The 23,655-nt window shown below is 56.3% G+C and carries 20 protein-coding genes; 12 read left to right on the top strand and 8 right to left on the bottom strand.

What is annotated here, in order from left to right:
• Positions 1 to 3: 3 nt before the first annotated feature.
• The 8 genes from F1379_RS10625 to F1379_RS10590 all read right to left on the bottom strand — a co-directional run bounded on the left by F1379_RS10625 (position 4) and on the right by F1379_RS10590 (position 6,220).
• Positions 4 to 291 (bottom strand): BMC domain-containing protein, encoded by a 288-nt coding sequence (locus F1379_RS10625; RefSeq protein ID WP_150269253.1) that lies wholly within the window; start codon positions 289 to 291, stop codon positions 4 to 6.
• A gap of 97 nt (positions 292 to 388) precedes the next feature.
• Positions 389 to 853, bottom strand: a complete 465-nt coding sequence (locus F1379_RS10620; protein ID WP_203457079.1) for a BMC domain-containing protein — start codon at positions 851 to 853, stop codon at positions 389 to 391.
• An 80-nt stretch (positions 854 to 933) separates the two neighbouring features.
• Complete coding sequence (locus tag F1379_RS10615) at positions 934 to 2,115, bottom strand: hypothetical protein (protein ID WP_150269252.1); 1,182 nt, start codon at positions 2,113 to 2,115, stop codon at positions 934 to 936.
• A gap of 28 nt (positions 2,116 to 2,143) precedes the next feature.
• Entirely contained in the window at positions 2,144 to 2,410 is a 267-nt protein-coding gene (locus F1379_RS10610) for a BMC domain-containing protein (RefSeq protein WP_150269249.1), read from the bottom strand.
• A gap of 365 nt (positions 2,411 to 2,775) precedes the next feature.
• Positions 2,776 to 4,119 (bottom strand): UbiD family decarboxylase, encoded by a 1,344-nt coding sequence (locus F1379_RS10605; protein WP_150269247.1) that lies wholly within the window; start codon positions 4,117 to 4,119, stop codon positions 2,776 to 2,778.
• A complete protein-coding gene (locus tag F1379_RS10600) occupies positions 4,119 to 4,673 on the bottom strand; it encodes a UbiX family flavin prenyltransferase (RefSeq protein WP_203457078.1) in 555 nt (184 codons plus the stop codon). The genes F1379_RS10605 and F1379_RS10600 overlap by 1 nt, the downstream gene beginning before the upstream one ends.
• 264 nt (positions 4,674 to 4,937) lie before the next feature.
• Positions 4,938 to 5,303 carry a Na-translocating system protein MpsC family protein gene (locus F1379_RS10595; protein WP_150269245.1) on the bottom strand — a complete coding sequence of 122 codons (366 nt, stop codon included), beginning with the start codon at positions 5,301 to 5,303 and terminating at the stop codon, positions 4,938 to 4,940.
• Positions 5,304 to 5,449: 146 nt separating this feature from the next.
• Positions 5,450 to 6,220, bottom strand: a complete 771-nt coding sequence (locus F1379_RS10590) for an AraC family transcriptional regulator (RefSeq protein ID WP_150269242.1) — start codon at positions 6,218 to 6,220, stop codon at positions 5,450 to 5,452.
• 325 nt (positions 6,221 to 6,545) lie between these two features.
• Here F1379_RS10590 and F1379_RS10585 point away from each other — a divergent pair, with 325 nt between their 5' ends.
• The 12 genes from F1379_RS10585 to F1379_RS10530 all read left to right on the top strand — a co-directional run bounded on the left by F1379_RS10585 (position 6,546) and on the right by F1379_RS10530 (position 23,638).
• Positions 6,546 to 7,685 (top strand): BMP family ABC transporter substrate-binding protein, encoded by a 1,140-nt coding sequence (locus F1379_RS10585; RefSeq protein ID WP_150269240.1) that lies wholly within the window; start codon positions 6,546 to 6,548, stop codon positions 7,683 to 7,685.
• Between the two features lie 109 nt (positions 7,686 to 7,794).
• Positions 7,795 to 9,357 carry an ABC transporter ATP-binding protein gene (locus F1379_RS10580; RefSeq protein ID WP_150269238.1) on the top strand — a complete coding sequence of 521 codons (1,563 nt, stop codon included), beginning with the start codon at positions 7,795 to 7,797 and terminating at the stop codon, positions 9,355 to 9,357.
• Positions 9,350 to 10,402 carry an ABC transporter permease gene (locus tag F1379_RS10575; RefSeq protein ID WP_150269236.1) on the top strand — a complete coding sequence of 351 codons (1,053 nt, stop codon included), beginning with the start codon at positions 9,350 to 9,352 and terminating at the stop codon, positions 10,400 to 10,402. The genes F1379_RS10580 and F1379_RS10575 overlap by 8 nt, the downstream gene beginning before the upstream one ends.
• Positions 10,399 to 11,337, top strand: coding sequence for an ABC transporter permease (locus tag F1379_RS10570; protein WP_150269235.1), 939 nt, complete (start codon positions 10,399 to 10,401; stop codon positions 11,335 to 11,337). The genes F1379_RS10575 and F1379_RS10570 overlap by 4 nt, the downstream gene beginning before the upstream one ends.
• A gap of 976 nt (positions 11,338 to 12,313) precedes the next feature.
• Positions 12,314 to 13,279: a nucleoside hydrolase gene (locus F1379_RS10565; protein ID WP_150269232.1), complete on the top strand. Its 966-nt coding sequence runs from the start codon at positions 12,314 to 12,316 to the stop codon at positions 13,277 to 13,279.
• 1 nt (position 13,280) lies between these two features.
• Positions 13,281 to 14,663, top strand: coding sequence for an ADP-ribosylglycohydrolase family protein (locus F1379_RS10560; protein ID WP_150269230.1), 1,383 nt, complete (start codon positions 13,281 to 13,283; stop codon positions 14,661 to 14,663).
• Between the two features lie 195 nt (positions 14,664 to 14,858).
• The gene (locus tag F1379_RS10555) at positions 14,859 to 16,400 is read left to right on the top strand and encodes a response regulator transcription factor (RefSeq protein WP_162551119.1); all 1,542 of its coding nucleotides are present in this window, start codon (positions 14,859 to 14,861) and stop codon (positions 16,398 to 16,400) included.
• 21 nt (positions 16,401 to 16,421) lie between these two features.
• A complete protein-coding gene (locus F1379_RS10550) occupies positions 16,422 to 18,239 on the top strand; it encodes a sensor histidine kinase (protein WP_150269225.1) in 1,818 nt (605 codons plus the stop codon).
• 17 nt (positions 18,240 to 18,256) lie between these two features.
• On the top strand, positions 18,257 to 19,786 hold the full coding sequence (locus F1379_RS10545) for a response regulator (RefSeq protein WP_150269222.1): 1,530 nt from the start codon (positions 18,257 to 18,259) through the stop codon (positions 19,784 to 19,786).
• 108 nt (positions 19,787 to 19,894) lie between these two features.
• A complete protein-coding gene (locus F1379_RS10540) occupies positions 19,895 to 21,610 on the top strand; it encodes an extracellular solute-binding protein (protein ID WP_150269220.1) in 1,716 nt (571 codons plus the stop codon).
• Between the two features lie 96 nt (positions 21,611 to 21,706).
• On the top strand, positions 21,707 to 22,675 hold the full coding sequence (locus tag F1379_RS10535; protein ID WP_150269218.1) for an ABC transporter permease: 969 nt from the start codon (positions 21,707 to 21,709) through the stop codon (positions 22,673 to 22,675).
• 3 nt (positions 22,676 to 22,678) lie between these two features.
• A complete protein-coding gene (locus F1379_RS10530; protein ID WP_150269216.1) occupies positions 22,679 to 23,638 on the top strand; it encodes a carbohydrate ABC transporter permease in 960 nt (319 codons plus the stop codon).
• The last annotated feature ends 17 nt before the right edge of the window (positions 23,639 to 23,655 follow it).

Genomic DNA, 23,655 nt, shown 5'->3' with positions numbered 1-23,655 from the left:
GGTCTATTCAATGCCGCCGCCCTTGGACAGCAGGGCGCGTTCGACTTCGCTGTGCGGACGCGGAATAACATGCACCGATACGAGCTCGCCGACCCGCTTGGCGGCCGCAGCTCCGGCATCGGTGGCTGCCTTGACCGCGCCTACGTCGCCGCGAACCATGACGGTGACGAGACCGAAGCCGATTTTCTCATATCCGCAAATCTCTACATTAGCTGCCTTGACCATGGCATCGGCGGCTTCGATGGCCCCGACCAGCCCTTTGGTTTCGATAAGTCCCAGTGATTCTCCCATTGTGATGACCTCCATAATATTAGTTTGATTGGTTGAAGCTTGTTATTTAAAAAGCCTGTGACAAGAGCCTTATGCATGATGCCGGACCTGGCAGCGCTTATTCCGGCTGTGCCGGCGGCTCGGGCGGAGGGGGAGGCGCTGAAGACTCCGCGGTCTTGGACCGTGGTGGCTTCGCTTTGGCTGCCGGTCCGCTCTGCGCTGCTGCCGCCGAATTGGCCGGTGCTGCTGGCGCTGTTGCTGCCAAAGCCGCCTGGACGGCGGTACTTCCTGTACCCCACATGTAATTCGCCAGGATTTTGCCGCTGACGTCTTCATGCGCCTTGGCAATGACATGTGCGGAGACGACCTGGCCGATGCGCTGGGCCTCCGCTTTTCCGGCTTCAACAGAAGAGGTGACCGCGGCGACTTCCCCGCTGAGATGAATCGTGACACCGAGAGAGCCGCCGACGCCGATGACCTTCTCTACAGCCACAAGCTGCACATCCGCCGCCTTGAGCGCGGCGTCCGCAGCCGAGACGGCGGCGGTATATCCCAAAGTCTCAATCAGGCCGAGCGCTTGCATGCTCATATCCCTCCTTGGTTCAAATGGTTGGTTGCAGGTATTGGACGGCTGGTTATCAATGCCCGTGCAGGGCCGATGCATTAAGTTCCGGCAATAATAGCATTAAGCTGGGGTACGGCGGCAGCAAGTTCTGCTGCGCTGCCGCTGAGCAGACAGTAATTGCGTTCGACGCTGATGCTCAGTCCGGGAGCAGAATGGCGGAGCCGCCATTGTTCCACGATGCCGATGCTATTCCAGCGGGAGCCTGCGGCAACTACCGCGATCCCCTCCTGCCGGCCTGACCCGAAATGGCGGCGCAGCAGCGGGGAAGGGGCTGCGCTGAGGTAGACCCGCGCGCTTGCTGCGCTGTCCTCCCGGCTGAGCCGGCCGGTAAGCTCCTTGAGCTTACCGAATAATAGCTGCGGATCGCTGCCGAACAGCTTCAGCTCGAAGCCGGAATCGCCGCCCCAGCGGATATCCGTCTCCAGTTCGGGAGTGTCCGCAAGAATCTCCTCGGCGGCGAATAGCTGGCCCGGCTCGCAGCGGCTGGAGCTGATGACCCCGGCCGCGCTGTGATTGCGGCCAGGGTTCCCGAGGAGCTGGCGGAGTTCACCGGTCAGCTCCGGGAAGAGCCAGGCGTCGGTGCAGCAGCCCGCCTGCAGGCGGAAGGGCTCCCGCACGTCCGGAAGGGAGCCGGCAACCGCGCTTTCCGTGCTGCGGCCGGAAGCGGGAGGAATGCCGCCGCCCGTGCCGGCTGTGGCGGGAAGCGTGCGCAGCAGCAGCGGCGAGAGGCTATCCGCGCCGTGCCGGCGGGTGTCCGCCAGCCTTGCTGCTGGCGGTGCGGCGGCTGCGCCTGGTGCGGCGTAGCCGCCGTGGACCGGCGGGGAGGGCTGGGCTGGAGCGCCAGCAATGGCGGGGCGCGCGCTCCAGCCTGAATACGGAACGACGGCTGGGCTAGAGGCGGCACTGCTGACGGAGTGCTGCGCGCCAGCCGAGCCGGAGGCAGCGCTGCCGTAGCCCGGTGCGGCAGCCGCGTTGGCGGCGTTGCTGCCGGCGAGTGGAGCCAGGCGCTTGCCGGCCCGCTCCTGCTGGTAGTTGACGCGCTTGACCGGGAGTGCCGGCAGGCTTCCTGCAGATGACGGTTGCCCGTAGCCGCTTGGCCCGGGGGCTTTGCCGCTGTTACGGGGAGTGGTAACGGAGGCTGCGGCGGGTTCATCCGCCGGACCAGCCGGCCGGTTGCGCTGCAGTACTCCGGTAACAATTTCTTTAATGAGATCGGACATGTGTGATCACCTCCTTGAAGCGCTGAACTTAGAGCAGCATCCTGGCGAGATCCGGATGCGGCCGCGGAATCACGTTGGATGAGACGAGCTGGCCGCCGGTACGCTGGTAAGCTGCGCTGCCGGCTTCCACGGCCGCCGTTACAGCGGCCACATCGCCTTCAACGATGACCGTGACCAGGCCGGAGCCGACCCGCTTGAAATCAAGCAGCCGGACATTTGCGGCCTTGCACATGGCATCCAGCGCTTCAACCGCCGGCGTGAGGCCGCGAGTCTCGATTAAACCGATTGCTTGCATAATCCACCTCCTTCAGGGCTGCAAATACAAATTGCTGTGCAAGTAACATAACGGTTGTAAGTGGGCCTATGAGCGTATAGGTGCGTTTGGTGCATTAATTTGTTTATTGCCATGAAGGTACCATGGCGGGTTGTAGTTATTGGATTCCGCTATAAATGAGTCTGGAGCGGAGTCAGCGCCCGAATAATCGTATAGATTGCCATTTTGTTGCCGAAAGCCGCAAATTTCAGTTCAATTGCACTTCATACAATAGAAAGAGGGGATAAACGCTCCGGCCGGAGCGTTCTATTGCACTTTATACAATTGAAATCGGGTGGAATGGCCATAAGAGCCTGTATAGAGGCTTACCGCATCTACCACTACGGCTACACATACCAGGATAGGTCAATCTCATCCTGGCCGGGGATGTGCGTCCGGCGGTAAGCCGCCTTCTCGGCCAGCGGGACGGTGGCGTCGATGCCCATCTTCGCGCTGACTCCGCGCAGGTTATGCGACGGCTCAAGCGGCGAGCCTTTGGCGCCGGGGACAATGAAGATGTCGAGGTCCGCCTGTACGCGGGTCGCGATCGCCCACTCGACATCGAGCGGGCTCAGGATGTCGACGTCTTCATCGACGACGACGACATGCTTGAGGTCCTTGTCGCCGGCGAAGGCGGCGAGAAGGGCGGTCTTGCCGTCGCCCTCCTGGACCTTACGGATGCGGATGACCGCATGGTAGCGGCCAACGCCGCCAAGGGTGACATGCACATCCTGCACGCCGGGGACGACCTGGCGGACCGAGCTGAGCAGCGCAATCTCGCGCGAGATGGCCATCGGCACCTTCTCCTCGTAGCTGGCCGGGAGAATCGTCTGCCAGATGGGCTCGTTGCGGAAGGTGACGGCCGAGATCTCGACAATCGGCTGCTCCGTCCGGGGGCCGTAATAGCCGCCCAGCTCGCCGAAGGGACCTTCCGGCTCGCGGATGCCGGGGAGAATCCGGCCCTCGAAGACAACTTCGGCCTCGGCTAGCACCTCGAGGTCAACTGTCTTGCAGCGGGCCACGCCGAGTGGTTGGCCCAGCAGGGCGGATGCCACTTCCAGCTTATCCGCGTGGAACAAATGGGTGCTGATCTGCGAAGCCAGCACCACGGCCGGCACGACGCCGAACATGAAGGCTGCTTCCATCGGCTCGCCGCGCTCCTCCATCTCCCGGAATTGCCCGAACAGCTCGGGGGAGGAGATGAGGATGCCGGTGCGGTTACCCTCAAGCAGCTGCATCCGCCGGATTGAGGTATACCGCTTGCGTCCGTTCCGGTCTTTGACGACCATTACTCCGGATACATAGTAAGCGCCGCTGTCTTCGGCATGGTAGGTGCATACCGGAAACAATTCCTTCAGATTAATTCTGCCGGTAAGGACATTCTCGTGGACCGGCGCCCGCTCTGCCTGAACGGTCGGCAGCGGCTGAACGATGGCGTCGATCAGGCGGGGGAGCAGGTGTGCCGGCTCCATATCCATACTCTCGGCAATCTGCTCTCTGGAGCCGCCGAGGCCGACGACCATCGGCATGTTGTAATCCTGCACCTTCTCGAACAGCAGCGGCTGCCGGCCTTTGACAGCCTTGGCAACTGCGCCCAGCTCGAAGTGCGGACTGACCTCGCGCCGGATACGCAGCAGCTTGCCGCTGCGTTCCCAGTAGGCGAGCAGCTGTCTTACATTTGTTGCCGCCATCAGCGCTCACCCCATCTCTTGATTAATTGATGCTCAACGCCCAGCGCGTCGAGTACGCGGGCGTTCATGAAGTTCACCAGCTCCCAGATTTCTGCCGGGTGATGATAGAAGCCCGGCGAAGCCGGCATGATGTCGGCGCCGGCACGGGCGAGCTTCAGCATATTTTCCAGATGGATAATATGCAGCGGCGTCTCCCGCGGAACGATGACCAGCCTGCGCCGTTCCTTCAGCGTTACACTGGCGGCGCGGCTGAGCAGGGTGTCGCCGAGACCGTTGGCGATGGCTCCCAGCGTGTTCATGGAGCAGGGGAGAATAACCATGCCGTCTGTCTTGAAGGAGCCGCTCGCGACGGAAGCGAACAGGTTCCCGTTATCCAGTACGGTCGCGTACTGCTCCAGCTCCTTCAGCGAAACGCCGCATTCATATTGCATCACCTTTTCGCCGGAGGCGGTGGAGATGACGTAGGTCTCGACACCAAGCTGGTGCAGGGTGCGGATCATGGAGTAGGCGTAGACCGAACCGCTTGCTCCGGTTATCGCCACTATAATTCTCATAAGCGGGGCCTCCTTGATACAGGTTCTATTGTTGGCGAATGTAGTAAATGCCGGCCGGTGCAGCTCTCCGGAATAACAAAAAGAAGCCGCGTGAAATAGAGAGGCAATCTCTAATCAAGCGGCTTCCTGCAATCTGTAAACAGATATAAGGCGAACCTTGGATATGGGCAGCTCCTGGGGATAAATCCCGAGAGAACCGGTATAAAATCTCTAAAGGCAATCAGCGTGCCTTGCTGCGTGAGCTTTAGCGGGATCAATCCCGCTTCATTGCTCCGTTCCCGCTTCGCTCATGACCACGGTACAGGCCCAGGCCGTGCCCGGATCATAATCTCTAAGCACTCCGGTAACCGGCAGTTCCAGCTCCTCCGTCAGCTTCCTCTGAATTCTCCGCTTGAACTCCTGATGCAGCGCGGCATCCACGGATTGCTTCAGCTCCGGATAATGGTCTTCCAGTGCCCGGAGGGCGGGTACCCGCTGGTGCTTGACGAGGAACATAATCATCGTATCGCTGACCGGCTCAATCTTGAGCTGGGTGACCCCGACGCCGTAGAGCTCCTTGTGGACCTCGTTGTAGCAGCGGGACAGCTTCTTCTTAAATTCATTGGAGGACAGCAATGGCGCAAGCGTCATCACGCTTCACTCCCCATCAAATATTCGGCATTAATGTAACTAAATATAACACACACCCTCGTTTGAACGACTCTTTTGTCTGCGGGAGGGCAAGTTTATACTCCATTATAAAGAAAATATTCAGCTTGTAAATGATTTATGTTACTTTAATTTACTTCATGCGGTTCGGTTTTGCTGTTGATCCGGAAAGTACGGGGCGAGAGTCCAATTTCTCTTTTAAAAATATTACAGAACTGTGCGTCGTTCACAAAGCCTGCGGCGGCGGAAATTTCCGCGACCGGCATCTGGGTGTGCATCAGCAGCGATTTGGCATAATTTAGCCGCTTGAGCAGAAGATAACGGTGCGGAGAGTGGCCGAAGCGCTCCTTGAAGAGATGGCGGAACCGGTCATAGCTGTAGCCGGACATATCGGCGAGCGACTGTACGGACAGCTTATGGCGGTAATGCTCATCCATATAATTGAGCACGTACTGCACCTGATCCTCGGCGGGCGACTGGTACCCGGAAGCACCGAGCAGGCGCTGGAGATATACGGTTATCTCGCTCATCTGCAGATTGAGCAGCTCGGTGAAGCCGTCGCGCTTGCGTTTGAACTCCTCATGCATCCGCTGCAGCGTCAGCAGTACGGTCTGATCCTTGTCGTCCTCGTACACCCCGGACAAGCTGTTGATGCGGGCGTTGCCGCAATGAAAGCCGACGAACAGCACCTCGGATACCGGCTGGTGATTCTCATCATGCTTGTAATTAGGCGGGATCAGCGCAAACGAACCGGGGCGGAAATGAAAGCTGCGCGGCCCGATGCCGCAGGTGCCCAAGCCCTCAATATAATAGACAAGCTCAAAGCATTCATGCTGATGCCTGGGAATATGTGTACCTGCCTCATGCGCTGCCCTGACAATATATAGGACCTGATCCATGTTGAACCTCCATTACAGTTGGTTTTAGCCGAATCATGCAAAAAAATGACCGAATTCATATAAATTTTTAAGCTTCATTTTGTTATGATCGTATCAATTAAACCGAAGATTCGCAACTTGACTGGCCATCTCGTTCGGAAATTGACCGGTTTAAACATTAATTTTGTCGTCAAATGTTAGCTTTTTAAGTGGAAATGCGATTTTCAAGCAATTAAATGGGATGTTGACTAATTTATAGTTTTTCACTGCCGATACAAAACATGCAACCGGAACAATGAGCTTTATAGGCGGTCCAATAACGACAACAGGGGTGCGAACTGAACACATGAAAAAGAATGTTCTTGCTTTATTGTTACTTGCGGTAATGGTACTGGTCACAGCTTGCGGAAGCAACGGAAACGGAAATACGGCAAACACGTCCAACAGCGGAACGAATGCGGAGGGCGGCGAAGCAGCTTCCGGCGATCAGTTGAAGGTTGTGCTGCTCATCCCGGGAACACTCGGGGATAAATCATTTTTTGATGCGGCGAACCGGGGTCTGGAACGGGTGAAAAGCGAGCTCGGTGCAGAAACCAAGGTTATCGAAATGGGCACGGACAAGACGAAGTGGGAGCCTACCTTTAATGATATCGCGGCTGAGGACTGGGATGTTGTCATCTCCGGCGGCTCGGAAATTACAGAAATGTTCAATATGACCGCTGAAGCGAATCCGGACAAGAAGTTCATCAACTATGACACGGATATCGAAGAAGCGCCTGCCAATATGTATAACATGTCTTACTCCACAAATGAAGTATCGTTCCTGGCCGGTGCCGTGGCGGCACTGACCACTCAATCGGATATGCCGAACGCCAATGAAGAGAATGTGATCGGTTTTGTCGGCGGGATGGATATTCCGGGCATTAATGCATTCCTCGTAGGTTACATTCAAGGCGCACAGTACGTCGATCCTGATGTGAAAGTAGCGGTATCCTATGCAGGCGATTTCGTGAATCCGGCAAAAGGCAAGGAATTGTCGCTGATTCAGTACAACTCCGGCGTGGATGTGATCTTCAACGTGGCGGGTGCGACCGGCCTGGGTATTTTTGACGCAGCCAAGGAAAAGACCAAATACGCTATCGGCGTCGATTCCGACCAGGCGCTGCTGCTGCAGGATACGGACAGCGAGAAAGCTAACCTGATCATTACTTCGGCGATCAAAAAGATCGACAGCGCCATCCTGGGCGCAGTTACAAAGCTGCAGGACGGCACACTGGAAATGGGCAAACGCGATGTGCTCGGATTTGTCGAAGACGGCGTAGGCATCGCCGAGAACGACATCTACGGCAATGTGTTCCCGGCCGATCTGCAGGCCAAGGTAGAAGAAGTGAAGCAGAAGCTGATCAATAAAGAAGTTACTGTCGACAATGCGATGGGGATGGAAACATCCGAAGTCGAAGCGATCCGCAATGCGGTTAAACCTTAAGTCAATTAAATATTAACAACCCTATACGCAGCTGAGGATATCTTCGCCCGGAAGATATTCCGGCTGCCTGTTTTTGCAAGCAAACCACGCGGAAAGGCGTTGATCAACGATGCAAAGCGCTCTGCTGGAAATGCGGGGCATCACCAAGGTGTATCCGAACGGCGTCGTGGCCAACCAGGATGTCCAGTTCTCGCTGCGCGAGGGCGAGATTCATGCGATTGCGGGAGAGAACGGGGCCGGCAAATCGACGCTGATGAAGATCATGTTCGGGATGGAGGAGCCAAGTGACGGCCAAATCCTCATCCGGGGCGAGCAGGTCAAGCTCCAGTCGCCGCAGGATGCAATCGACCGGGGCATCGGGATGGTCCATCAGCATTTCATGCTGGTGCCGTCTTTTACGGTGGCCGAGAACATGGTACTGGGCATGGAGCCGCGCAAGGGCACCAGCTTCAACTATGCGGAGGCGGTGCGCCTGACGGAAGAAACGGCGCGCAAATACAACCTGGCGGTGAATGCCAGAGCCAAGGTCGAGGATCTTACCGTCGGCATGAAGCAGAAGGTGGAGATTCTGAAGGCGCTGCTGCGCGGGGCCAAGATTCTCATTCTCGATGAACCGACAGCCGTGCTGACCCCGCAGGAGACGGAGGAGCTGTTCCATGAGCTGCAGCAGCTCAAGACGCAGGGCCATACGATTGTCTTCATCTCGCATAAATTGAAGGAAGTCAAAGCAATCTGCGACCGGATCACGATCCTGCGCGGCGGCCGCAGCGAAGGGGTCTTCGACATGAGCGATGTCAGCGAGCAGGAAATCTCGCGGCTGATGGTCGGCCGTGACGTGGTGCTGAAATATGACAAGGAGCGCCTGTCTGCAGGTGAAGCGGTGCTGTCCGTAGACCGGCTGAATGTGCAGGACAGCCTAGGCAAGGCGCTGCTCTCGGACATCAGCTTCGCGGTTCAGGCAGGCCAGATTGTCGGCATCGCCGGCGTGGAGGGCAACGGTCAGACCGAGCTCATTCACGCGCTGACCGGCGGGCTTAGCGGTGTGCTCAGCAGCGGCGCAGTCCAGGTTGCAGGGCGGGACATCCTGGCCGCAGATATTCTGGCGATCCGCGGACTCGGCGTCTCCTACATCCCCGAGGACCGGATGCGGCAGGGCTCGGCCGGCGATGCGAGCATTGCCGACAATCTGATCTCCATCCGCTACCGCTCCAAGGAGCTGAACCAGGGGCCGCTGCTGAACGGCAAGAAGATTGCGAAGCTGGCCGCAGCGCTGGTGGAGGAATTCAAGGTGCGCTGCTCAGGGCCCCGCCAGCCGATCGGCATGCTGTCCGGCGGCAACATGCAGAAGGTGGTGGTGGCGCGCGAGTGCTCCACCGGCCCGCAGCTGCTGATTGCGGAGCAGCCGACGCGCGGCGTGGACATCGGCGCCGCCCAGTTCATTCACCAGAAGCTGCTGGAGCTGCGCGGGAACGGCTGCGCGACTGTGCTGGTGTCGGCGGATCTGAACGAGATTCTGGAGCTGAGCGACCGGCTGCTCGTCATGTATGAAGGGCAGATCGTTGCCTGCTTCGAAGAACCGTCCAAGGTGAGCGAGGAAGAGCTGGGACTGTATATGCTGGGCATCAAACGGCAGGACAACCTGCCGACCGGGAGGGCCGCGGAACATGTTTAAAGTCAAATATTTCGAAGCGATCCGGACAACGGCAGTCATCCTGATTGCGCTCGTTATCGCTTTTATCATTATTTCACTCGTCAGCGACCATCCGGTGAAGACCATTGGCATCTTCCTGTGGGAGCCGCTGTCGACAAAGGGCCATATCGGCAATGTCATCGAGATGTCGATTCCGCTGATGTTCACCGGCCTGGCGGTGTCGCTGCTGTTCCGGGCGAATATGTTCAACCTGGGCGCAGAAGGCATCTTCTATTTCTCCGGCGTTGTGACATCCGTCCTGGCTATTCACCTGACTACGCTGAACGGCTGGGTGCATCCCGTTGTGGCCATTCTTGCCGGTTCCATTGTCGGGGCGCTGCTGTCGGCGATTCCCGGCATTCTGAAAGCGAAATGGAACGCCAACGAGCTGGTGACCTCGCTGATGTTCAACAACATCCTGTTCGGGGTCGGCCTGTATCTGCTGAATTATCATTTGCGCGATGCCAAGGCTTTTGCCAATGTGTCCTTTAAATTCGAAGAAACGGCGCGTCTGGCCAAAATCTTCCCGGGCACCCGGATTCACACCGGGCTGATTATTGTACTGCTGCTGATCGTACTTGCTCATCTGTTTCTCTACAAAACTAAGTGGGGCTATGAGCTGCGCATGACCGGCATCAACCGTGAATTCGCCCGTTATTCGGGAATGAAGACCGCTAAAGTCATCATTCTGGTTCATCTGATTGCCGGTTTTATCGCCGGGATGGGCGGCTCGGTCGAAGTGCTGGGAATGTACAACCGGTTCCAATGGACGTCGCTGCCGGGCTACGGCCTGGACGGGGCGCTGGTGGCGATGCTGGCGAAGAATAATCCGCTGTCGGTAATTGTTTCGGCACTGTTCCTGGCCTATATCCGTATCGGCGCCGATATGATGGCGCGCCTGTCGGATGTGCCGTCCGAGATGATCTCGATTATCCAGGCGGTTATTATCCTGCTGATTTCGGCGGAGCAGTTCCTGAAGTTCTGGAAGAACCGGATGCTGCTGAAGGAGGCGAAGGCAAGCGCATGAACAGTCTCTTGAATGTTATCTTGACGACGGATTTCGCCTTCTCTGTGCTGCGGGTGACGACACCGATCCTGTTCGCGGCGCTGGGTGCGCTGATCTCGAACCGGGCGGGAATTATCAATATCGGGATGGAGGGCATCATGCTCGTCTCCGCCCTGACCGGGGTCATTGTCAGCGCCTATACGCACAGCGCGTGGGTCGGGCTGCTGGGAGCGGCGCTGGCGGGTACGCTGATTGCGGGCATTCTGGCTTTCTTTACCCTGAAATTCAAAACGCATATTATCCTTGGCGGTGTGGCGATTAACATGTTCGCTTCCGGGGGAACGGTCTTTATATTGTATTTACTGAGCGGCGACAAGGGTTCGTCCACTTCCCTGGCGAGCAAGGTGCTGCCGAGCGTGGAGATCCCGCTGCTGAAGGATATTCCGGTGCTCGGTCCGATACTGTCGGGGCATCATATCCTGACCTATTTCTCTATTATCGCTGTGTTCGCCGTCTACTATCTGCTGAACCGCACGCCGCTCGGCCTGCGCATCCGCTCGGTTGGCGAGAATCCGCATGCGGCGCAGTCGGTCGGCGTCAGCGTCATCAAGATCCAGTATATCGCGCTGCTGCTCAGCGGCTTCTTCGCCGGGCTTGGCGGCGCCTACATGTCGATGGGCTACCTGTCGCTCTTCACGCGCGACATGGTGGCCGGCAGAGGCTGGATCGCGATTGCCGCCGAGTCGATGGGCCGCAGCACAACGGCCGGTACCGCGCTGACTTCGCTGCTCTTCGGCGCTGCCGATGCGCTGGCCAATGCCCTGCAGGTGCTGAAGATTCCGGCTGAGCTGATCGGCACCCTGCCTTATGTGGCTACCGTGATCGGCCTCTTGGTTTACGCGGTCTCGGAGACGCGCAAGAAGAACCGCAAGCTGAAGAGCCCGGCGGCGAAGTAGGCGGTATCGAATAATAGGTGCCTGGAGTTGGGGTGCCGGGAAGCCAGGGAACCGGGAAGCTAAGCAGCTAGCTAGCGAACTAACGAGCTTTAGGAACTGGGGAGTTTTACGTCAAGGCGTCGGTGTTTAGGGGTGTCGGAGAGCTAAGGATCTAAAGCAGTTGCGCCAGGCGCCGGGAGCTAGGAAGCAAGGGAGCTAGACTGCCAGACTGCTAGACTGCTAGACTGCTAGACTGCTAGTACCTTGACCGCATCAAATTGTAGCTGTGCACCATCCATTTGCGAGTAAGGCTGGAGATGCTCGCACCTATATCCCTTTCCCGTGAACAGGCTGACAAACAGCACAGTCCGGCTAATCAATCCTATTGTAGGCGAAAAATCAACCATAATGGGCTACCGTGAAGGTAAATAGGGCAAACGTAGGCGAAAAATCGACCATAATGTCTTGCCATGGAGGAAAACAGACCCATTGTAGTCGAAAAACCGACCACAATGGGCTGCAGTGAAGGTAGACAGGGCAAACGTAGGCGAAAAATCGACCATAATCCACAAACCAAGCTCACCTAACGAAAAGCAGGACAGTACCTTAAAGTTCTCAGGTTGCTCTTTTTCAGAGTTAGTGGGAAGTCGCCACCTAATTTCACCGTGCGTTAGTGTTTGCATCGCCGAATTGGCTGCTTAGAACGGCTTCAGCAAGAAGTGACTGTGTGGGAAGTGAAACGAAACCAGGCTTAGAAATCGGTGCATGGCACTTTATAACCGAGCAAGCTAGAGGGAAAATAAAGCGCTTATACCCTGGATTTTGAATTGGGCAAGCTGCTAGGTTCAAGAGACTCCATCGACGCAGCGTGGTTTACATGCTTCACTTCCGCAGCACAGTTTATCTGCTACACATCCGCAGCACATAGCACACTGCACAGTACGCAGCGCTCAGCGCTAATATTGCAAGCCAACAAGAAGCAAGTGGAGGAGATTTCATGAGAACGCCCATCATTATAGATTGCGATCCGGGGCATGATGACGCGATTGCGATACTGCTCGCGCTGGCTCATCCGGAGCGGCTGGACATCAGAGGAATTACAACGGTTGGCGGGAATCAGATTCTCGATAAAATCACCGATAACGCCCTCAAGGTGCTGAGCTTTGTGGACGCCGATATTCCGGTGGCCAAGGGCGCGGCCGGCCCCCTGCTCGGCAAGCTGACGACCGGCGCCGAGGCGCACGGCGAGTCCGGTATGGACGGTCCGGCGCTGCCGCCGAGCCGTTTCAGACCCGTGGAGCAGGGCGCGGTAGAGTTTATGCTGGAGCTGATCCGCGCTTCCGAAGAGCAAATTACGCTGGTGCCGCTGGCGCCGCTGACCAATATTGCCCTGCTGATTACCGCCTATCCTGAGGTGAAAGAGAAAATTAAAGAGATTTCACTCATGGGCGGCGGCCTGGCTTACGGCAACGTTACCCGTACGGCGGAGTTCAATATTTATGTGGACCCGGAAGCCGCCCGCATCGTGTTCGATTCCGGCATTCCGATTATCATGAGCGGGCTGGATGTGACGGATAAGGCCGCCATCTTCGAGGAGGAGATCGCCGAGCTGAAGACGCGCGGGCCCGTATCCGTGCTGGTCGGCGAGCTGCTTGACTTCTATTCCATCTACGGCAAGAAAATGGGCTATGTCGGCAATGCGCTGCATGATCCGTGTGCTGTCGCCTGGCTGCTGCAGCCGGAGCTGTTCCGCTCGGAGCGCCTGCATGTCACGGTGGAGACCGAAGGCAAGCTCACCCGCGGCATGACCGTGGCCGACCGGCGCAAGAAGCCGGAGCAGGCCGCGAACGCGGAGGTGCTGCTGGACGTGGACCGCGAGGCGTTCATGCAGCTGCTCTATGACGCGCTGGAACGACTGGACCGGGAGCAGCTGCTAAGACTAGCTCCGGCGGGAGGAAACTGAGATGGCCGGATGGGAGACGCTGCAAGAAACGGTGCGGCTGGAGCTGATCCAGCGGATGGAAGAAGGCTGCCGTGTAGGCAATTTGGCTGAGCAGCTGGCGGCGGCAGGAAATGATGAAGGCAAGCTCATGGAAGTATACCGGGAGCTTTCCGGGCTGACGGTGGCTGAGGATTTTCCGTATCAGGAGCCGTCCGGATTGGCAGAAATCCGCGCACTGCGCCCGCAGGGGCCGCGCATCCTCACGCTCGATTACACTCCCGAACAGTGGCGGGATAAATTCTACGGCGCCTGGCTGGGCCGCAGCGTCGGCTGTGCGCTCGGCAAGCCGCTGGAGCACTGGGATTATCTGTACGGTAAGGATGGGCGGACCGGCTGGGAGAATGTTGAACTGTGGTTCCGCGGTGCGGACGCCTGGCCGATTAAAGGCTACACGCCGGGGCATTCCCGGGCGGAGCAGGAATACGGCCTGGGCCTCAGCGCCTGGTCCTTTACCAGCACGCAGGAAACGATCAGGTATATGGAGAGCGACGACGATATCCGCTATACCGTGCTTGGCCTGCTGCTGCTGGAAGAGAAGGGCCTGGAATGGGATGCTTGGGATATCGGCAAGCTGTGGCACAAGCACCTGACTTACAGTCAGGTGTGTACGGCGGAGACGCAGGTCTATATGAACTTTGCGCAGGAGACTTCGCATATGCACGGGGAGAAGCCGGCGGATTGGCCCGGGCGTCTGGAGCGGGTGCGGATGCATCTCAATCCGTACCGCGAGTGGATCGGTGCCGCCATCCGCGTGGATGCGCTTGCCTACGGGACCGCCGGGCGGCCGGAACTGGCCGCCGAGCTGGCTTGGCGCGATGCGTCTTTCTCCCACGTGAAGAACGGCATATACGGCGCGATGTTTAATGCGGCGATGATTTCCGCCGCCTTCGCCGGACTTGGGAACGAGAAGCTGCTGGAGATTGGCCTCAGCGAAATTCCGCATACCAGCCGGTTGGCTGCCGATGTGCGCTTCGGGATGGAGACCGCCGCCGGAGCACACAGCGAACGCGAGCTAGTGAGCCGGATCTGGGACCGGTACAGCCATTACGATCCGGTGCACACGAACAACAACGCTGCGCTGGTTGCCGCCTCGCTTGTCTATGGGGGAGAGGATTTCGAGAAGGTGCTGGTCACCGCCGTTCAGGGCGGGCTGGATACGGACTGCAACGGGGCGACCGCCGGTTCAATCATGGGCGCGAAGCTTGGGGCGGCGGCGCTGCCGGCCCAGTGGACAGAGCCGCTGCATGACACGCTATACGCCGATTTGCCGGGCTTTCACCCGGTGGCCATTTCGGCGTGTGCAGAGCGGAGCTATCAGGTATTCGAGAAGCTCCGCCGCCATTAGTAAGCAGAATAGGCGGATTACCCGCCCGCGTATCTCAACAAGGACGTTCAGGCCCGGCAGGGCCTGGCGTCCTTGTTTGCTTTTATTAATAATTGGCAACCGATCTTCCACACTCTAACTCTTGTGTGTTAGCATAACAGTGAGTTCAGCTCCCAATGAATAACTTGCATAGGGTGGATGAAAGGAGAGATTCGGATGCTGAAGGTGGTACTGGCGGACGATGAGCCGTGGGTGCTGGAAGGACTTAGAACCATGGTGGACTGGGACAAATACGGATTCGAGGTCACCGGTGAGGCGCTTAACGGTCCGGATGCGGTAAGGCTGATTCTGGAGAAGAAGCCCGACCTCGTGCTGACTGACATCAATATGCCCGTACTCAGCGGGCTGGAGATGATTGCGAAGCTGAATGACACGATGGAGGAACCGCCGAGATTCGTCATTCTGAGCGGTTACGATGATTTCCATTATGCCAAGGCGGCGCTGCGCCAACGGGTGATTCAATATTTGCTGAAGCCGATCGACGATGAGGAAATTGAGGATATGCTGTCCCGAATTAGAACTGACATTCAAAATGAAATCGGTTCCAAAAAAGAGGAGGCCCAAAAACGGCTGTTGATCGCCAGCAGCCTGTTCAACCGGCTGGTCCGCGGCGAGTCCTCGGAGCAGCTGGAGGATGCGGCGGCCGGCCTGCTGGGCATCCGGCCGGATACGGAGGTTGTCTTCGCGCTGCTGGGCACCACCGGAGACCCGCTGGAGCTGCACGGACTGGCCGGGGAGTGTTTCCCCCGGGGTACGGTCCGTACCGTTGCCGATGATGCGGGAAGAAGCGGTATGATCGTGCATTCGGCGGGGCTGACGGCGGAGTACCTTGATGCCGCGTTTAGCCAGCTGTCGCGGGAGCTCACGGAGCAGCGGCAGGAGCCGGTCGTCGTCTTCCTCAGCCCCCGGATGAAGGGCGCCCGGGCGCTGCGCGAGCTTTACACGCAGACGCTGGAGACATGGAAGGTGAAATGCTGCCGCGATAAAGGCGGCGTTATATATTGCGAGCACTGGAGGAAGGCCGATCCGGGGGACGAGCCGCAGGGAAGCCTCTTTGCTGGACTGCTGGAGCAGGTGAAGTGCGGTGAAGCGGCGAAGATTCCGGCCGCGGTGAAGCGGATTTTCACCGCTCTGGCCGAGCAGGGGCTTGATATTCCCGCTGTCCAGGCAGCTGTTGCCGATCTGGAGATGAGCTTCTGTAAGCTGGCGGCGGAGCTGAACGGAGACCCGGGACATGTGCTGAACGGGCTTCAGCCGGAATATGGCGGGCTCGGCGGCATCGCCGATTACGCGGGATTGAGCCAGTATCTGCAGGAGCTGTGCCTGCGGACGGCAGCTTACTTGGGCGAGCTGCGCGAGGCCAATGAGGGCAATACGATTTTTAACGTCATCCAGTATGTCGACCTTGAGTTCCGCAATAAGCTGCAGCTCCAGGATCTGGCCCGGCAGTTTCATATGAATGCGGCGTATCTGGGACAGCTGTTCCGCAAGGAGACTGGATGCAGCTTCAGCGAATATTTGAACGAGAAGCGGATCGAGGCCGCCAAAGGACTGCTGAAACGGACCCAATTGAAAATATCCGATATTGCCTTGCAGGTCGGATTTACGAATACGGATTATTTTATCGACAAATTCAAGACGGTTGTAGGGGTCGTGCCTTCCGTCTATAAGAATGGCGACCACAGTAAGCAGCACTAAGAACTCCGGGGGCGTAAGCGAATGGCGAGAAGAAAACTCCGCTTCACCAATATCGTGAACAATATTCCACTGAATTATAAATTTTTCCTGATCAACATTGTCGGGGTGCTGCTGCCCATCATGGTTATCAATCTGATGTTTCTCGACCGCATTACCGATCTGATCAAATCGCGGGAGCAGCAGAACCTGGAGATTTCACTGGAGCGTGCGCGCAAAGATATCCGCGATTACATTGAGGGCGGCATTGCGGTCAGCTACACCCTGGTCTCGGACAAAAACCTGTATGACATGCTGGACCGGACCTATGCGGATTCAGGCCAATTCTACAATACCTTTGACGAGCAGCTCCGCGACCGGATGAACAGCTACATGCCGGTCAATAACCAGATTGAACGGATTACCGTATTTACGGATAACCGGTCTATTGTGTCCGGGGGGAATTACCAGGTGATGAACAGCAAGGTGTGGAGCAGCGACTGGTACCGTCAGTTACAGAAATCCGATAATGCATTGATTGTGAGCGCTTACCGTTCGGCAGACGCCGCCAATCCCAATCTTTCGGTTCCGAATCTCAGCATTGTGGAGTGGATGGATAATTATCCGGGTCTGGATCAATATGAGAAGCTGCTGCGGATCGACCTTGATCTCAATGAAATTTATGATGTCATTGTCCGGGAGAAGAATTATCTCAGCCTCTATCTGGTCAACGGCCAGAATCAGATCATTATGTCGGAAGAAAGCGGGTATCAACGGATGACCGATGATCCGTATCCGCTGTTCAAGCTGCTGGACGAGCAGAATCAGGATGGCCAGAAGCAGGAGGTGCACGAGGCGGCCATCAGCGGTGCCAGTTATCTCAAGGGCTGGCGGATTATCGGCATCACCCAGGGGGAGCGGCTCACGCAGGCGGTGCTGGATATCCGGCTGTATGCCGCTTTTCTGGCGACGACGGTGGTTCTGTTATCCAGTTTATTCATATACGTTATGCTGAGATCCTACAACTACCGGGTGAAGCGGCTGTCCCGCCACATGCACAAGGTATCGAATGAGAAGTTCGAGCTGATTGCCATCGATGAGGGGCGCGACGAGATCGGCGGTCTGATCCGCAATTTTAACAATATGACCACCCGGATCAACTCGCTGATCAACGATGTGTACAAGCTGGAGATCACCAGCAAGAATCTGGAGATGGAGCGTGTCCGGGCGGAGCTGAACTTCCTGCAGAGCCAGATGAACCCCCATTTCTTGTTCAATACGCTTAATGCTATTCTGGTCGTCTGCACCAAAAATAATTATTCCGATGTCACCGACATCGTGAAGAGCCTGTCCAAGCTGCTCCGGCGGCTGCTCAGCTGGAAGGAGGATCTAGTGTCGCTGCAGGAAGAGGTGACGTTTATCGAGATGTACCTGAAGATCGAGAAGTTCCGCTTCCGCGATAAATTCGATTACCAGTTCGAGATTGAAGAGCAGTCTCTGGATTACAAAATACCGAAGCTGAGCATGCAGCCGCTGGTGGAGAATGCCTGCAAGCACGGCTTGCAGACCATTGAGGGGCTCGGCATTATCCGTATCAGAACGGCCGTTGAAGACAACCGGCTGCAGATTACGGTTTCGGATAACGGCAAGGGCATGGAGCCCGAGCGGCTCAAGGAGCTGCTTGCCGCCGTTGCCAGCGAGGAATCCTCGGGGGCCAACATCGGGCTTCGCAACGTATACCGCCGGCTGGAGCTGAATTATGCTGATCAGGTGCGGTTTGATATTGTCAGCTCTCCGAATCAGGGCACGGCAGTGACCTTTGGCATACCGCTCAGACTGCTGCGCAAAACCAATGAAATCTAGAAAGTGGGGGATGTTCTATGGCCTATAAGGTATTGCTCATCGACGATGAACCGAATGCGCTTGAAGGCCTGCTGCTCCTGGACTGGGCAAGCTTGGGCTTTGAGGTCTGCGGAACCTGCGGCAACGGCCGGGACGGGCTGCTGCGGATGCAGGAGCTGGAGCCGGACCTGGTCATCACCGACATCCATATGCCGCTGATGAACGGCCTGGAGATGATCCGGGCCTGGCGCAGCCAGAGCGGGCGGGAGATCAAGTTTGTGATTCTAAGCGGGTACAGTGAATTTGAATACGCCCAGACGGCCATCCGCTATGGAATCAGCCATTATCTGCTGAAGCCGATCTTTCCGGAGGAGGCCGCCGAGGAGCTTGAGGATATCCGCCGCGAGCTGGAGCAGGCTGAGCGGGGACGGATGATGAATGAACTGGTGAAATGCGGTGAAACCACTGCACTGCTGAAGCGGCTGCTGCTGGAGCAGCCCCTCCAGCAGTCTGATGCCCGCTTGCTCTCCAAGTTGAACGAAAGATCCGATAACTGGAAGGTGTGTCTGGTGGAATGGGAGCCGGAGGAGTGCCCGGGGCTCCGGGAGAAAGCGGCGCTACTGCTGGCCGGCGACGCCCCGGTCTACCTGCTCGACCAGGAGGAGGGGCAATTATGCGTCATTTGCGGAATATCGGGCGATTCTCCGGCAAGCTTCGGTCGCCTTGACGAGCTGCGCCGGGAATATCCCGGCGCAGCTGTCTATATCGCTGCCGGAGCTCCCGTACATATGCTGGAGCGGATCGCAGACAGCCTCCAGACGGCGCGAATCGCGCTGCAGCATTATTTCTACCAGCCCGAAGCATCCGGTTTAATGGAGTATGAGGCTGTCTACGAGCGGCCGTTCAGCAGCCGTTATGACCATATCCGGTTGACAGATGCACTGATGAGCGCCGTCAATACTCTGGACGTTGCCGGGTTCAGGCTGGCACTGGAGACCGCGGAGGAGCATTTCCGCGTGGAGCTTGTTGCCCCTGAGGCGGTGCGGAAATTTGCCATTCATCTGCAATACCGGATGCTGGAGGCCGTTTCGGATGTAGATGGCAATCCGTTCGGGGACATGCTGGCGGACATCCGCGGGGCCGGCATGCGGAATACGTCCATATCGCTCTCCGGGCTCATGGGGCAGCTCGCATCCTTCGGGGAAGCGGTAATCGGTCTTCTGGTTCAGGAGCGGCAGGACAGCTCCCATGGAACTGTCGGCGAGATTAACCGCTATATTGGGGAGCATTACCGCGAAGCCTTGACCATCCAGAAGCTGGCTGAAATCTTTTATTTACACCCGGTTTATCTGGGTCAATTGCTGATCAAGAAGAACGGGATGAACTTCAACGAACAGCTGCACGGCCTGCGGATTGGAGAAGCCGCGCGCCTCCTGCGGGAGCAGCCGCAGCTTAAGCTGTCGGAGATTTCCGAAAGGGTAGGATATGCAAATTACAGCCAATTTCTGAAACAATTCGAAAAGAAAATGAAAATGGGCCCTAATGAATACCGCCATGCAAAGACCTAAACTTTTTGGGGGTACACCTTTAATTCAGCCGTATTTTAGGAAGATTACCACCTCTATAATTTATACATGTAAGTGCTTACAAATAACGGTCAAACATGGAGGTGCTTTATGGGGGGCAAGACGAAGAGAACGTTCAAGGTTTCCCTAATGCTGATGCTTTCCCTCAGCTTCGCGCTGGCGGGCTGCGGAGGCAACAACAATAACGGCAACAGCTCATCCGCCGGAGAAGGCGACAAGAGCGGAAATGCGGCAACGCAGACAGCAGGATCGGATGCAGGCAGCGATAAGGTAAAGCCGTTTGAGGTCAGTGTGTTCATCGGCGCAGCCGGACAGCAGCCTACACCGGACAACAAGATTTACAAGAAGATCAAAGAGGAAACCGGCGCAACCTTCAATATGGAATTCCTCGCCGGGGACATTAACCAGAAGCTGGGCGTTATGATTGCCGGACAAGACTATCCGGACCTGATTACCGGGAATGCCAAACTGGTTACAGCTGGCGCCTATATTCCACTAGAAGACCTCATTGAAGAACACGCACCAAATTTGAAAGCGCATTACGCAGATTACTGGAACATGATGAAGGACCCTAGCGACGGACACATCTACGTTCTCCCGAACTACGGGGTATATAACGGCAAGGTGAACAGTTCATATTATTCCGGGCCGGCCTTCTGGGTTCAAAAGGCCGTACTGAAGGAATTCGGCTATCCGCAGATCAAGACGCTTGACGAGTATTTCGATCTGATCGCCAAATACAAGGAGAAATATCCGACCATTGACGGTAGCCCGACTATCGGCTTCGAAATTCTTAACTACGACTGGAAAAACTGGGGTCTGTTCAACCCGCCGCAGCATCTGATCGGACATCCGAACGACGGCGGCGTGGTGGTTAATGACGGCGTGGCAGAAATTTTTGCAGATAAAGATTACGCCAAGAAGTATTATCAGAAGCTGAATGAAGTGAACGAACGGGGTCTGCTCGACAAGGAAACCTTTGTCCAGAACTCTGACCAATACCTGGCGAAGCTCTCCAGCGGAACGGTTCTCGGCATGTTCGACCAGCACTGGAACTTTGGTACTGCCGAGGATGCGCTGACCACCCAGGGCAAGATTGAGCGCACTTATGTCGGTCTGCCGCTCGTATATGATACCGCTACCAAGGATTACTACCGTGACCGTCCGGTGCTGAATCTGAACAACGGCTTCGGCATCAGCATCAATGCCAAGGATCCGGTCAAGATCATCAAGCTGCTGGAAACGCTGATTTCCGAAGACTGGCAGAAAACCCTGGCCTGGGGTATCGAAGGCGAGGACTATTACCTCAACGAAGAAGGCCGCTTCATGAGAACACAGGAGCAGCGTGACCAGGCTACAGATGCCACCTGGCAATTAGCCAACAAGGCCAAATCCATGTTCGAGTACCTGCCGAAGATTGAAGGCAGCTACAGCGACGGCAATGCTACCGGTCCGGCCGAGCAGCCGGAAGAATACCAAGCGGGTCTGAAGCCTTATGACAAGGAATTCCTCGACGCTTACGGCTTTCAGACCTACGTAGATTTCTTCAGCGAACCGCCGCAAAATCCAGTGTACTACCCTGCCTGGTCCATTGACTTGATCGACGGCTCTGACGCGAAGATCGCCAATACAAAGCTGAACGAACTGTCCACGAAGTTCCTGCCACAAGCTATTCTGGCGAAACCGGGTGATTTCGACAAGGTATGGAACGATTACACTTCCGAGATCGGCAAAGTGAATATCAAAGCCTACGAAGACAGAATCAACGAGCTGATTAAATGGAGAATCGACAACTGGAGTAAATAGGAAACGGCTCTCTTGTTTGATACCAGAAGGTGGATAGCCGTACCCCGGCTGTCCACCTTCGTCAAATTAATCAATTGTGTGGGGAGATAAACATATATGGCAGAGACCTTGACGCAACAACCCGTCGCGCGGCCTCCCAAGAGAAAGAAGGAGCGGCGCTTTACCTGGAAGCAAATCAAGGATCAGCGGCAGCTGATCTGGATGTCTGTACCTTTAACGCTTTATATTATGCTGTTTGCCTATTACCCGGTCTGGGGCTGGACGATGGCCTTTCAGAATTACCGGCCGAACAAGAGCTTCGGCGAGCAGGAGTGGGTAGGCTTCAAGCAGTTCCATTTCTTGTTCACCGACGATAATTTCATCCGGGTGCTCCGCAATACGGTTGCCATGGGCTTTATCAACCTGGTGCTCGGGTTTGTCACCGCGATTATTCTGGCGCTCCTCCTGAATGAGATCCGCAAGGTGCTCTGGAAGCGCGTTGTACAGACGATCTCCTACCTGCCGCACTTCCTGTCCTGGATTATCGTTACAGGCATTGTCGCTACCTCCCTCTCGATCAACGACGGGATTGTCAACATTGTATTAATGAAGCTGCATATCATCAATGAGCCGATCCTCTGGCTCAGTGAAGGCAAATATTTCTGGGGCATTGTCGGCGCCTCGCATGTATGGAAGGAAGTTGGCTGGAACACGATCATTTACCTGGCTGCCATCGCTTCCATAGACCCTGCTTTGTATGAAGCCGCAGAAATCGACGGAGCCAACCGCTATAAGAAAATGCAGTATGTTACCCTTCCGGGCATTAAGGGGACGGTTGTCATTCTGCTCATTATGTCCATCGGCCACATTCTGGAGGCAGGCTTCGAGGTACAGTATCTGCTTGGCAACGGACTTGTTGTGGACTGGGCGGAGACCATCGATATCTTCGTGCTTAAATACGGGCTGGCCCAAGGAAACTATTCACTTGCCACTGCAGGCGGTATCTTCAAGACCGTCGTCAGTATAACGATGCTGCTTTTGGCCAACGGAGTGGCGAAGCGGCTAGGGGAAGAGAGGCTGTTATAGACTATGGACAACCGACAAATTAGCCCGCAACCCAATGCAGGTATCAAGTATCGAAAAAACTCGGGTATCGGACGGCTTGAACCTTTCCTGTTCACTACGTTCAACACGGTCTTCATGATCTGTCTGGTAATCGTGACTCTATATCCGTTCCTGAATACGATCGCCGTTTCATTTAATGTCGGCAATGATACGATCCGCGGGGGGATTTATTTATGGCCCCGTGAATGGACGACACAGAATTACAAGGCGATTTTTGCCTCAGGCTACGTGTACGACGCTTTCTTCATCTCGGTGGCGCGTACCCTCATTTCGACGCTGCTGAACATATTTCTGACCACGATGCTGGCCTATACGCTCAGCCGTAAGGATTATGTGTTCCGCAAGGTGATAACAGTCATCTTCGTGCTTACGATGTACTTCAATGCCGGCCTGATTCCGAACTATTTCCTGATCAAGGACCTGCATCTGCTGAATACCTTCTGGGTCTATGTAGTTCCCTCGATGATCAGCGCCTTCAATCTGATTGTTATCCGGACCTATATTCTGACACTGCCGGAAGCCTTGATCGAATCGGCCAAGATCGACGGAGCCGGCGATTTTAAAATTTTCTGGCGTGTCATCTTCCCGCTCTGTAAGCCTGTACTGGCCACGATCGCCTTGTTCGTTGCCGTGGGAGCCTGGAATGCCTGGTTCGATGCCTTCATCTATACCTCGTCCAGACAGCATTTGAGTACGCTGCAATACGAGCTGATGAAGCTGATCTCTTCAACGATGAATTCCAACGCCAATCCGAGCGTGGCGCACGGATCCGGTATGACTGCAGAGTCGGCGCGGGATATGGTTACACCAATCTCGATCCGTGCAGCAATTACGGTAGTGGCGTCTGTTCCGATTCTGGTGGTGTATCCGTTCCTGCAGAAGTATTTCGTGGTCGGCCTCAACGTCGGCAGCGTAAAGGAATAGTCCCCCCGATGTGATTT

Origin of the sequence: Paenibacillus tepidiphilus, assembly GCF_008635795.1 — a bacterium.
In the GTDB taxonomy this organism is placed as follows: Bacteria; Bacillota; Bacilli; order Paenibacillales; family Paenibacillaceae; genus Paenibacillus_AQ; species Paenibacillus_AQ tepidiphilus.
The sequence above is the reverse complement of the archived record's forward strand: the minus strand, read 5'-3'. Positions and strand labels throughout refer to the sequence as shown.